The sequence below is a fragment of the Bacillus inaquosorum KCTC 13429 genome, from assembly GCF_000332645.1.
GTDB classification, from domain to species: domain Bacteria; phylum Bacillota; class Bacilli; order Bacillales; family Bacillaceae; genus Bacillus; species Bacillus inaquosorum.
In genome coordinates, this window is the sequence record NZ_AMXN01000005.1 from 113,516 (window position 1) to 125,955 (window position 12,440).

A 12,440-nucleotide genomic window follows, 5' to 3' on the forward strand; every position below is an offset into this window, starting at 1 on the left:
CTAGTCCGCCGCCAAATAATATTTTCTCTCCGGCCTGCCGATAATCCCGTATTCAAGCTCGGCTCTTGCTTCTTCCTTTGCCACAAGGTACTCGGCATAGCGGCGGGCGGTCGTTCGTGACGCCCCCATTTTTTCCCCAAGCTCTTCTGCTGTTAATCCTTCTGCTGCATTCCGAAGCGCTTCTTTAATTTTTCGCAGTGTTATCGAATTAATGCCTGTCGGCAAATTCTCTGCCGGCAAAGATGTCTTCACACCGTTCCCGAAAATATGATCAATCATGGATTGACTGACCTCCGGCTGAGACAAAAGCAGCTTCCTTTTTTCTTTATACTGAAGCAGCACTTGTCTGAACTTGTCAGCCGTTACGGGTTTGATCAAATAGTGGGCAACCCCTGCCCTGAGCGCTTCCTGTAAATGACGCGTTTCTGTTGCCGCTGTGATGATCATAATGTCCACTTCAGGAAATCGGCTTCGTATCTCAGGAATCAATGTGGTCCCAAGCTCGTCCGGCATATAAATATCGAGCAGAAGCAAATCAGCCTTTTGTTCCTCCAAAAGCGCCATTGTCTCTTTGGCATTGGCCGCTTTTCCGATAATCTTGAATCCATCAAGCTGTTCAATCAATCTCTCATGGATTTGCGCAACCCGAAAATCATCCTCCGCAATCGCGATGTGAATCAAATGGATTCCCCCTTTGTTTCTCCTTCGGTATAAATACAGTGAATACCGCACCGCCACTTTTTTGGTTCGCCAGTTCGATCCAGCCGCCCAGTTCATGCACTGAGTCTTTGACATTAGCCAGACCGTAGCCTCTCTTCATCCCCTTTGAAGAATAGCCTCTTTGAAATACAGCTTCCATCTTATCGGGCGGTACACCGGGCCCTGTGTCTGATACTTCGATGACAATATCATGGCCCATATCCGTGATGAAAAACAAAACCTCCTTCACGCTTTGCTCTGCTACCGCTTCGAAAGCGTTATCAATTAAGTTGCCAATAATCGTAATGAGATGGGACAAGCCGATATGTGCAGGAAGAGGCGCGAGCGAGCTGTTCTCATCAATAGACAGCTTGACCTTTTTTTCCGATGCCTTGCTTATTTTTCCCAGCAAAATCGCCTGCACCTGCTGTGAATGGATGTTTTGGAATAAAATATCATGCTGTTCATTTTGTATCGCGTATTCTTCTTTAATCAGCTCAATGGCTTCATCATACTCACCGAGCTCAAGCAGCCCTAAGATCGCGTACAGCTTATTTGAGAATTCATGGGTCTGCGCCCTGAGATCCTCTGAATATTTGCGAACCTCCGTCAGTGTATCGATCAGCTTTTTCAGCTCTGTTTTCTCCCGGAAGCTGACGACAATCCCATACGCCTGCCCGCCTTGAGTCATCACTTTCGTATTGATAATAAAAACTTGATCATTGACACTTACCTCCTGGTTCGGCAGCATGTCTCCTTGTTCAAGCACAGACTTCAGCCCGGCTCCCGGCATGACGTCATCAATAGGAAGATGGATCACAGGCTCGGGAAGCTTCAGCATCTCGGCCGCCGACACGTTCATCATAGTGACGACGCCTTCACGATTGGTGGCAATGATTCCTTCTCTAATCGCAAAAAGCATTGCATTCCTTTCCCGATAAAGAGCCGCGATCTCATGCGGCTCAAGGCCAAGCGTATCCTTCCTGATGCTTTTTGCCAGCGCGGCGGCACCGGCAAATCCGAGCAGCAGCACAAGCACAGCGATCACACTCAAGTTTCTCAAATGCTTTTTGATGCCTTGCTCCGTCTCCGTTTGCAGAAAATCAACAGACACGCTGCCGATTACTTGGCTGTATCCCTTCTGCTCTTTAATGATCGGCGCGCTCCCTCTGATGACTCTTCGTCCATCTGTTTTTGTTTCAGAAACATGCGAGCCGCCAAACAAAATTTCTCTGCTGCGCTCCAGCTTCTTTTGACCGCTTTTTTCCGACGCGCTCCGAATGTTTCCTTTTTCGTCCAACACATAAATGGCATACGCGCCAGTCTGTTCTTTCATTTGTTCAATGACCTCTTGCGTCTCAGCCGCATGCCCGCCTTTTCTCTCAATGAGCTCTTTAGCCGGCGGCATATAGGAAATGGTTCTCGCCGTTTGAACCGCCAGCTGCTCTGCCTGTCTCCGTTCCTCCTGTGTATGCTGAACGGCTAACGTAATGGTCAGCACACCAATGACAAAGACCAGCAGAGCCGCAATGAGCCCCATTATTTTTGTTTGCAGGGAAAAATGGACCCGCTTTTTCACCACAGCACCAGCCGTCCTTTCTACCTAGATCATATCATTTTTTATAGGGAATTTTCTTATTTTTCAAAATCCATTCTCTTGTGAAAGGGTAAAATATTTTTTGCAGATAGTAAAATGAAGAGAAAATAAAAAAGGCAGACGAAGTCTGCCTTTTTCTTTCTACCATATACCTAGTACTTTCCACCATAATCCGCCGATCCCAAGCCATACGACAATATGAACAATCGACAGGATAAATCCGATGGACCACCATTTACCTTGCGGAATGTAGCCTGCTCCGAAGAAGACTGGAGCCGCTCCAGAACCATAGTGAGTCGTTGACCCGAACAGGTTGCTGATGAATGCGAGGCTCAGCGCTGCTAAAAGCGGCGGTGCGCCCGCTGCAACGACCACAGCCAAAAATGCTGAATACATCGCACTGATGTGGGCTGTCGCACTTGCAAAGAAATAGTGAGAGTAATAATACACAACAATTAAAATGATGAATGCCACAATCCAAGAGAACCCTGATACGGATGATTTCATGGCATTGCTGAACCAAGACACCATGCCTAACTCATTCAGGAAGTTGGCCAGCATGACAAGCGCCGCAAACCAAGTGAGCGTATCCCAAGCGCCCTGTTCTTTTTTGACATCATCCCAAGTCAGAACCTGTGATAATAATAGAACGGCCAAACCGATCAATGCGGTTGTGGTTGCGTCGATGTTGAAGCTGCCGCCAAAAATCCAAAGCACAAGCACCAAAAGAAAGACAATAACCATGGAAAGCTCTGATTTTTTGAACGGTCCCATTTCTTTCAATTTTTCTGTTGCGATTTTCGCCGCATCCGGTGTTTCTTTGATTTCCGGCGGATACAGCTTGTAAATTACAAGCGGTGTGATGATTAAGCTTACAAGTCCCGGTACAATCGCGGCAATTGCCCAGCTTGTCCATGTTAAGTCCACCCCTGCGACATCATGGGCCAGCTTGGCAATCAGCGGGTTTGCCGCCATCGCCGTTAAGAACATAGCAGATGTGATCAGATTCCCCTGAAAACCGGTTTTCAATAAGAATGCGCCGATTTTTCGCTCTGTTCCATTTGCCGGGCTTGATCCGAATGTTTCGGATAATGATCTGATAATAGGAAATATAATGCCTCCTGCACGCGCCGTATTACTTGGAATAGCAGGTGAAAGTATTAAATCACTGAACAGCAGTGAATAAGAAAGTCCAAGGGTTTTTTTCCCGAATTTCTGAACGAATACATACGAAATTCTCGCACCGAGCCCGGTTTTGATAAATCCCCGGGAAATAAAGAATGCGATCACGATAAGCCAAATGGTCTTATTCCCGAATCCGCTTAGTGTATCCTCAATTGATAGTGTTCCAGTTAGTGCAGTAACCGCCAATGCAAAAATTGCAATTGCACCCATTGGCAAGGGCTTGGAGATAAAGCCGATAATTGTCGCGACAAAGATCGCAAACAAATGCCAAGCTTTAGGTTCAAGTCCGGACGGAGCGGGAATAAACCAGATGATTAGTCCCACAGCGACAGTAATAAGCAATGGAACAAGCTTTACTGCTGACTGTTTTCCTGCGTCTTTTTCTGAAGCCATAAATAGGTCTCCTCCTATATACTTGTTTTCCGATCCCCTTTCCCATTCTACTCCTTAACTAAGTTAATAAACAATTTAATTAATTAAAAAACACAAAGGTGAGCAGCCCTTTGTGTTTTTTCATTTCTTAATTCAGTTTACCCGCACCCGCTTGAGATATAACATTCGATTTCACATTCGCTGAAGCATCGATTGTGCCGTGCAGAGACGGTGTCCAGCCGACAGAAGAGCTCAATCCGTTTGCAGCCGATGCGCTGATTTGCGTGCCATTCAGCAAGGTGCCTGAGTCATATAAAGCTGTTCCCCCGCTGAATACGCTGATCGTTTTAGCAGCTGACAGTCCAGGTACGTCAATAACATTGTTTTGAGCATAAATTTTAGATGACTTTCCGATTCCCCACGCATAGCTGAAGGCATAACCTGAAGAGCTTGTGCTTCCTTCATAATAGTTGTTGTATACGTGCACTTGTCCAAAGCGGACTCTCGGTGCGCGCTGGACGATATTTTTGTAGTGGTTATGGTGAAGCGTAATTTTCAATTTGCCATCATCAGATGTTTTGCTGTCGCTTGATCCGAAAATGGAGCTTTTATCATGATCGTGATAATAGTTGTAAGACATCGTGATATAGTTAGCGCCGTTAGAAGCATCAGTTTGTCCGTCATGGTGCTGATATTCTCTGCCGAAATACTTTGGCGATGTGCTGTCCGGACGTGAGCCGTCATTAAATGTACAATGGTCAATCCATACATGCGTGCCGCCGTTTATCGTGATGTTGTCGTATTGAGAGTTCCAGTTTCCTGAGCTTCCGTCAGTTGGATCCCATTGCGGAAAATAATCATAGGCATCCTGGAATTCGAGATTGCGGATAATGACGTTATCGCTCTTGATTTGGAAGTTACCGCCCACAATTTTGGCATTTGTACCTGAACCGACGATTGTCGTGTTTGCAGGAATATCCAGCATGACCCGTGCTTTTTGGTTTTTCTGAGAGCGTGCTCTGGCTTCTTCTTGTGTTCCGGAAGGCTCTTTTTTGCCCCATGTGCTTGGATCATAGGCTTTCAAATATTTGTTCAAATCGTACTCTGGATCTTTATAGTCATTTAAACCAAGCGGCTTCAAATTGTCATCCACATTCATGTCAATTGTTCCCTTGATATAAATGATTTTTGGCGTTGTGTTGGTATCCTTGCCTAATGCTGAGACAAGCTGGTTTCTGTTGCTGACGGTATACACGTTCGAGGACGATGCTTTTGATCCGCCTGTCGTGCCCGTCGAGTACGCGCCCCAGCCATCATTTGACCCTAATGTCTGATGGCCCAAATCAGCCGCGTTTGCGCCAGCTGGAGTCAACCCTAAGAATAGAGCCGTAGCTAACATCACTTTTTTCATCCACTATGAACCCCCATTTGCTATTTTGTGAGATTTTATTCCAATTTATCACAAAAATATAATAGCAAATTGAGGGACATCCAGAACCGAAAATCTTCCGCTATCTAATTGCGGCATTCTGCAAAACATACACCGCAAAAACCGCAAAAAACCCAAAAGGCCGAAGTTTGCCTTTTGGGTTCTATTCCTGCATTAAGCCCAGGATTTCACTTTTTCATTGTCTGTTACAAAGAGAAGCACTTTCCCTTCATCCAAACGTTTTTCAAATTGAGCGGCTTCATCTTCAGAAAAGCCGATTTCATGAATTTTATTGCGGAGCTCGTCTCCTTTTTTATTAAACACGTTTCCTACCGCATTCTTAAAACCCGTTTCTTTGGCTCCGATCGTGTTGGCGTTCGTGTTGTCTGCCAGCCGTTCCGTTCTGTCATCGTCGTGAGCTAAGACGTATACATCCTCTTTCGCAACACCCATTTGCTGTAATTCTTCTACATCCTTCATGAGCTGTTCGTCGTTTGTATACTCTTTTACAACTGGTTTCATTTCGACATTCCTCCTTCATGATTACTATATTTCTTTCATACCCGGTCGCATATAGATGAAACAGATTCTAGAACATTGAAGCGAAAAACAGGAAGAATGGTAGTAGCCATTTATTTTCCGCCCATGGTAAAGTGATAGGAACGGGGAATATTTTCAGAAAAATCAAAATCAAAGAGAAACCGCTGCACGGAGCAAACGATCATGAATTGCTGTCTTTATCCGTACGAGCAGGAGGTATGTCTAATGCAATACTTTTCACCAGAACAGCAATACAATGCATGGGTTGTGAGTGATTTAGTCAAACAGATTTTCCATCAGCGCGCCGGCTGTTCACCCGGAATTCACGAGCTTGCGGCCTTTGCTGAGGAACATTTTCATATCGATATCGACTTTGTCTTCTCGATTATCATGAATATCGGCGACATTGAATTCGCGCTTGCAGAAGAAATAGAAAAGAAATTGTCCGGTTATCTCGGCGCTCTCCTTCCTTATGTTAATGCTGATATGCTTAAAAACTCTAAAGCTAATGCCCAAGCGTTTTTGTCTCGGAGACACGGCGATGCTGTATACCATTTATTTGTGTCTGATGATGCTTTCATGAAAAAGCAGTAAAACCGACGCTTTCTTTACTAAAAAAATATTGACATGATGAGCCATGCTATTATAGTGTTTACATGTGATAATGATTCTCATTACTAAATCTAAAAAAAGGAAGAATGACATGCGCACCTATTCTAACAAGTTGTTTGCCATCATGAGTGTTCTATTAATCGCCTGCTTCATTGTATCCGGCTGTTCATCAAGCCAGAATAACAGCGGAAGCAGCGAAAGCAAGTCTAAGGATTCAAGAGTGATCCAGCACGAAGAAGGAAAAACGCCAGTAAGCGGCACACCTAAGCGGGTGGTTGTCCTTGAGCTTTCATTCTTGGATGCTGTCTACAACCTCGGCATTACGCCGGTGGGCATCGCCGATGACAACAAAAAAGATATGATTAAAAAGCTTGTCGGCAGCTCAATTGATTATACATCGGTAGGCACACGCAGCGAACCGAATCTAGAGGTCATCAGTTCCTTAAAGCCTGATATCATCATCGCTGATGCTGAACGCCATAAAAACATTTATAAACAGCTGAAACAAATCGCCCCGACGATTGAATTAAAAAGCCGGGAAGCGACATATGACGAAACGATCGACAGCTTTACAACCATTGCTAAAGCGTTAAATAAAGAAGATGAAGGAAAAGAAAAGCTTGCAGAGCACAACAAAGTCATCAACGATCTAAAAGCGGAGCTTCCGAAAGATGAAAACCGCAACATCGTTCTTGGGGTTGCTAGAGCAGATTCATTCCAGCTTCATACGTCCTCATCTTATGACGGAGAAATCTTTAAAATGCTCGGCTTTACGCACGCAGTGAAATCAAATGAAGCCTATCAAGAGGTCAGCCTTGAGCAATTGAGCAAAATCGATCCAGATATTTTGTTCATCTCAGCCAACGAAGGCAAGACAATTGTAGACGAGTGGAAAACGAACCCGCTCTGGAAAAATCTCAAAGCGGTGAAAAACGGACAAGTCTATGATGCAGACCGTGACACTTGGACAAGATTCAGAGGGATCAAGTCTAGTGAAACAAGCGCCAAAGACGTCCTCAAAAAAGTGTATAATAAGTAAGACTATGAGAAGCGAGGGGAAATCCTTGCTTCTTCGTTTTTGCAATCAGACGCAGTAAGGAAGTGAGACTGTTGTATCATTCAGCCAAACGGCGCTTATCATCGAGACTGATGATATTTATCATCGCACTGATCATTTTTATATTCGGGCTTGGGCTGAATCTATCAGTAGGAGCCTCAGACATCGGCATCATAGATTCATTGAAATATCTTTTTGTATGGGACGGTTCAAAGGAACAGCTCATCATCTCTACTCTTCGCCTTCCCCGCACATTAATTGGCGTTTTCGTCGGTGCCAGCCTTGCCGTAGCAGGGGCGCTGATGCAGGCCATGACTAGAAACCCTCTGGCTTCACCTCAAATTTTCGGTGTGAATGCGGGCGCATCGCTTTTTGTCGTTGCTTCTCTCGTCATTCTGCCGGCATCGCCCTATTCTTCCGTTGTATTCGCTTTTGCGGGTGCGGCAGCAGGCGGCGCGATTGTGTATATGATTGCCTCATCCGGCGGAATGACACCAGTCAAGCTGGCGCTATCGGGAATGGCGGTGCATTTGTTCCTCTCCTCCATGACACAGGCCGTCATTATTTTAAATGAGTCGGGAGAAGATGTTCTGTACTGGATGACAGGCGCGATTGACGGAAGCAATTGGCAGGACGTCATGACCATCGCTCCGTTTTCTGTCATCGGCATCGGGCTTGCCCTCGTGTTTTCCGGTTCTGTTTCTGTTCTTGGTCTTGGGGACGAGACAGCAAAAGGGCTTGGGCAAAACATGAACGGCATCCGGATTCTGATCAGCTTTATCATTTTAATTCTTTCCGGCGCTTCCGTAGCCGTCGCCGGGCCGATCGGCTTTGTCGGACTGCTCATTCCGCATATTGTCCGCAAGCTGATCGGAGAACATTATCAATATGTGCTTCCGTTTTCAGCGCTGTTCGGTGCCATTTTGCTGGTGTACGCAGATGTTCTGGCCAGATGGATTGCGTTTCCTTATGAATCACCGGTCGGCATTGTCACCGCGATTATCGGAACACCGTTTTTCTTATATTTGGCAAGGAAAGGGCGAAATCTGAAATGAAGAAAACAACCAGAAAACAAAAACGCCCTTTGCTGGCGATACTCATATTGGCCGTGCTTCTGATCGTTCTGTCCGTCATCAGCATCGGCTTCGGTGCATTATACATTTCACCGGATGCGGTGGTGACAAATTTGCTGGGACTGGATCATTCCTTTGAATTCATCATCCAGCAATACCGCCTTCCCCGGATTATACTAGCGATTTTGGCCGGTGCCGGGCTTGCCGCGGCCGGTACGATTTTGCAGGGTGTCATCCGCAATCCGCTCGCTTCCCCGGACGTTGTCGGCATTTCAAAAGGGTCCGGACTTGCGGCCATGGCTGTGATTCTGATTTTTCCTAAATCGCCAGTGTACGTGCTTCCGTTCTCTGCATTTGCCGGAGCCGCCATTATTGCTGTACTATTATTAATGATAGCCCGCAAAAAAAGCATTCAGCCCTCTTCATTGGCTCTATCAGGCATCGCCTTAGGCGCGGTCTGCCACGCCGGGATGCAATATATGATGGTCAAGTTTCCGGGCGACGTGAATGCTGCACTCATTTGGCTGACAGGCAGCCTCTGGGGAAGAAACTGGGAAGAAGTCAAGCTGCTTGCGCCATGGCTTTTGATTCTTTTGCCGATCGTCTGCATTCTCATACCGAAGCTGGATCTTATGTCACTCGGCGATGAGCTTGCGCAGGGTCTCGGAGAAAACGCAAACAGGCTGAGATTCATTCTGATTTTTACCGCGGTTGCGCTGGCGGGAAGCTGTGTAGCCGTCGTCGGCTCAATCGGTTTTATCGGCTTGCTTGCTCCGCATATCGCCAGACGGCTTACCGGAGAAAAAGCTAAATATTTACTGCCTGCATCGGCATTGATTGGTGCTATTATATTATTAATTGCAGATACGTTAGGGCGCGGCATCATGCCTCCGGTTGAAATACCGGCCGGAATATTGACAGCCGTGATCGGCGCGCCTTATTTCTTATATTTTTTGAAATTCGAAGCGAGGAAACAGTAGGGAGAGGATATCATGGGAAAACTGGCTGCAGACCAGCTCACTCTTTCATATGACAGCACAGTGATTATTGACGGAGTCGATTTAAAGATAGAAGAGGGAAAAATCACTGCACTCATCGGCGCCAATGGCTGCGGGAAATCAACAATCCTCAAATCACTCGCCAGGCTGATGGCGCCAAAAAGCGGTACGGTACTATTAGAAGGAAAAGATATCCACCGCCAGCCGTCAAAAGAAGTCGCAAAAAAACTGGCCATTCTTCCTCAATCTCCTCAGGCGCCTGAAGGATTGACGGTAGAGGAATTGTGCTATTTCGGCAGACATCCTCACAAAAAACTGTTATCCAAGCATACCCAAGAGGATCACGATATGGTAGAGTGGGCCCTGGAAGCAACGGGAATGATAGAGCTGAAGGAACGGACACTGGATGCTCTCTCAGGCGGTCAAAGACAAAGAGCATGGATTTCCATGGCGCTTGCTCAAGGAACTGATTTGCTTTTGCTTGATGAACCGACCACGTATTTAGACATTTCACACCAGATTGAAGTGCTTGAGCTGCTGAAAAAGCTGAACCGCGATCATGGCCGCACCGTTGTGATGGTGCTCCATGATTTAAACCAGGCCGCTCAATATGCTGACTATCTGATCAGTGTGCTGGACGGAAAAGTATACAATGCCGGAACACCGGAAGATGTGTTTACCCAGCCATTTTTCCGTGAAGTCTTCGGCCTGGAATGCTGCATCATGAGAAGCCCGATCGACCAGAAGCCAATGTGCCTGCCGACGGGACTGTGTCCGAAATTACGGGCGACATAAAAAGGAGAGGAATGCCTAGGGCTGTCGAGAAACTTGACAGCCTTCATTTTCCCTTATAATATTTCATTCTCACATAATTGATGATAAACTAAAAAAACTCATCATTCTTCTCAAGTTCCACACGAGGTACTCTTAACATAAGTTAAATTTGTTCTTATTGACCAACTTGTTAAAGTTGTACCATCACTTCGAATCTTAACAAGACATAAACGTTATCTCATAACTAGAAAAGACCGAAAGAATTATAGTAAGTCATCCTCGAAATGCGTGGAAAGACCAAAAAGAAAAAGCGACAAAATTAGCTTATGTATCAGAAAAAGAAAGAATCAAAACAGTGGTAAGGGGCTTTGCTATTGCAGGTTCAATTAAAAATCGAGATATAAATTAACAGAATATTGTATATTTTCCGCAAAAATATATTGAAAATCGTAATACTCAACGAAGCTTGGGCTTAATGTCTCTTTTTCTGATTCTCAATCCGATAATTATTAAAAACATTTAAAATAAAAGCTTGTAGAAAAAACATTGTTTTTTCTACAAGCTGAACATTATTACACAATGTTAGTATACTTTTATCAAGTCTCTAATCTAGAATGATTAATAAATTGCTTTATTAGTAATTGGCCCATTAATTGATTCTCTAATTTTATATACTGGAATATTCTTTACGCATCTAATTCCCATTTCATTGTGTCGACAGAAAGGAATATCTTTTGCTCTAAAGGAAGGGAACATTAAGCCTGGATGAGAGAAGAATGATCCTCCTTTAAGAACGGCAAATGAGTTAACACTATTAAATGGTACATTCTCAAAAATAGGGTGGAAAGCTCTCTTTGTTTTAAGCTCACTTCTAGTCCACTCCCATGTTCCGCCGATCATACCGCATACTCCATAGGGACTTTCACCATTTTGTTCAAAAATATCACTTGTTAAATGATTTAATTCTTTATCAGCATGAGCTTTTAATAAATTTTCTCTCCAGGACTTTAAAGAAGTAATGGGTTCATTATAAAGACTTCCAGCATATTGAACCTTTGCAGGATCAAATTTATCTCCCCAAGGCCAGATATTACCTTTTTCGCCTCGAGCAGCTTTTTCCCATTGAAACTCGGTTGGCAATTCTTTCCCCTTATATCTTGCGTAAGCAAATGCATCATAAAAATCTATACCTGTAACGGGATGATTATCTAAATACCTATCATCCCAATATGTATTTCTTCTATGTTGTTTATTCTGCGGTTCATTAGGATGACAGAATATATGCCCATTTTCCTCTATGAACTCGGTAAAGATATCATAATCTTTATTTGTAACAGGATACTTATCAATAAAAAATGGAGGTAACCATACTTTTTGTCTAGGAACAGCATCTTTCCAATTAAATGTTTTGTCAGGAATTTCATTTTCATTTAAACCAAATTCAAAAAAGCCACCCGGAATTAAAATCATCCCATCTTCTTCTGTTTTTTCGAATTCCTCTATTAGACTTTGAGGAATTTTTTCTTCAAAGTCAAAGTTATTAGGAAGGATACCATTTTGATCAAAATAATTTTTTAGCATTACTAGCTCTTCATATTTTTCAACACCGAATATATCTAATAATGTACTTAATACTTTTTGGGCCCCTAATCCCACAGGTTTTTTAGGGTAGCTTATACTCTCCCTGACATCATCAATGATCGAAGACAAATATGCTACCGATTCTTCAATTTTATGATTTGCACAGACATCCATAGCTTTAAAAGAAACTAAATCATCCGGATCTTGGGTTAGATTGATTATAGTTTCTACAGCAGAGAAATAAGGTACCCATTTTTCAACGAAATCAATTAATCTATACCTTATGTAAGTATTCGGATAAGCAATACACATACCAAACACATTTTCAGCTGCTACAGGGTGTTGAATTTTATTTAGGAGAGTCATAATTTTATTATCGATTAAACTCTTAAAATCATTTTTGTTATTTTCTGGAACAGAAGTAATAAGTTCTTCAACTTCAATTAATATTTCTATATCTTTATTGTAAATTGATTTATGATCTTGCATTAATAGAGTCAATTTACGATAACCTCCCGATTTG

General features: G+C 43.8%; 11 protein-coding genes. 5 read left to right on the forward strand and 6 right to left on the reverse strand.

The annotated features are described in order from the left end of the window. The 5 genes from citT to BSI_RS07130 all read right to left on the reverse strand — a co-directional run bounded on the left by citT (window position 1) and on the right by BSI_RS07130 (window position 5,804). Window positions 1–681 (reverse strand): two-component response regulator CitT, encoded by a 681-nt coding sequence (citT, locus tag BSI_RS07150; RefSeq protein WP_003239901.1) that lies wholly within the window; start codon window positions 679–681, stop codon window positions 1–3. Beyond that, entirely contained in the window at window positions 653–2,281 is a 1,629-nt protein-coding gene (yflR, locus tag BSI_RS07145; RefSeq protein WP_003239903.1) for a two-component sensor histidine kinase CitS, read from the reverse strand. Before yflR ends, citT begins: the two co-directional genes overlap by 29 nt. Window positions 2,282–2,437: 156 nt before the next feature. Next, window positions 2,438–3,874, reverse strand: a complete 1,437-nt coding sequence (locus tag BSI_RS07140) for an anion permease (protein WP_003239908.1) — start codon at window positions 3,872–3,874, stop codon at window positions 2,438–2,440. 127 nt (window positions 3,875–4,001) lie between these two features. Next, complete coding sequence (locus BSI_RS07135) at window positions 4,002–5,264, reverse strand: pectate lyase (protein WP_003239910.1); 1,263 nt, start codon at window positions 5,262–5,264, stop codon at window positions 4,002–4,004. A 192-nt stretch (window positions 5,265–5,456) separates the two neighbouring features. Continuing rightward, a complete protein-coding gene (locus tag BSI_RS07130; RefSeq protein WP_003239911.1) occupies window positions 5,457–5,804 on the reverse strand; it encodes a YflT domain-containing protein in 348 nt (115 codons plus the stop codon). Window positions 5,805–6,047: 243 nt separating this feature from the next. Here BSI_RS07130 and BSI_RS07125 point away from each other — a divergent pair, with 243 nt between their 5' ends. The 5 genes from BSI_RS07125 (at window position 6,048) to yfmF (ending at window position 10,357) form a co-directional block, all read left to right on the forward strand. After that, window positions 6,048–6,416 (forward strand): YfmB family protein, encoded by a 369-nt coding sequence (locus BSI_RS07125; RefSeq protein ID WP_003239914.1) that lies wholly within the window; start codon window positions 6,048–6,050, stop codon window positions 6,414–6,416. A gap of 109 nt (window positions 6,417–6,525) precedes the next feature. Further along, window positions 6,526–7,473: a Fe(3+)-citrate ABC transporter substrate-binding protein YfmC gene (gene yfmC / locus BSI_RS07120; protein ID WP_003239917.1), complete on the forward strand. Its 948-nt coding sequence runs from the start codon at window positions 6,526–6,528 to the stop codon at window positions 7,471–7,473. 71 nt (window positions 7,474–7,544) lie between these two features. Beyond that, window positions 7,545–8,546: a Fe(3+) dicitrate ABC transporter permease FecD gene (gene fecD / locus BSI_RS07115; protein WP_003239919.1), complete on the forward strand. Its 1,002-nt coding sequence runs from the start codon at window positions 7,545–7,547 to the stop codon at window positions 8,544–8,546. After that, entirely contained in the window at window positions 8,543–9,544 is a 1,002-nt protein-coding gene (yfmE, locus tag BSI_RS07110; RefSeq protein ID WP_003239922.1) for a Fe(3+)-citrate ABC transporter permease YfmE, read from the forward strand. The genes fecD and yfmE overlap by 4 nt, the downstream gene beginning before the upstream one ends. A gap of 12 nt (window positions 9,545–9,556) precedes the next feature. After that, entirely contained in the window at window positions 9,557–10,357 is an 801-nt protein-coding gene (gene yfmF / locus BSI_RS07105) for a Fe(3+)-citrate ABC transporter ATP-binding protein YfmF (RefSeq protein WP_003239924.1), read from the forward strand. Between the two features lie 597 nt (window positions 10,358–10,954). On the opposite strand, the gene BSI_RS07100 is transcribed toward yfmF, so the two are convergent. Further along, complete coding sequence (locus BSI_RS07100; protein ID WP_003239926.1) at window positions 10,955–12,418, reverse strand: formylglycine-generating enzyme family protein; 1,464 nt, start codon at window positions 12,416–12,418, stop codon at window positions 10,955–10,957. Between the last annotated feature and the right edge of the window lie 22 nt (window positions 12,419–12,440).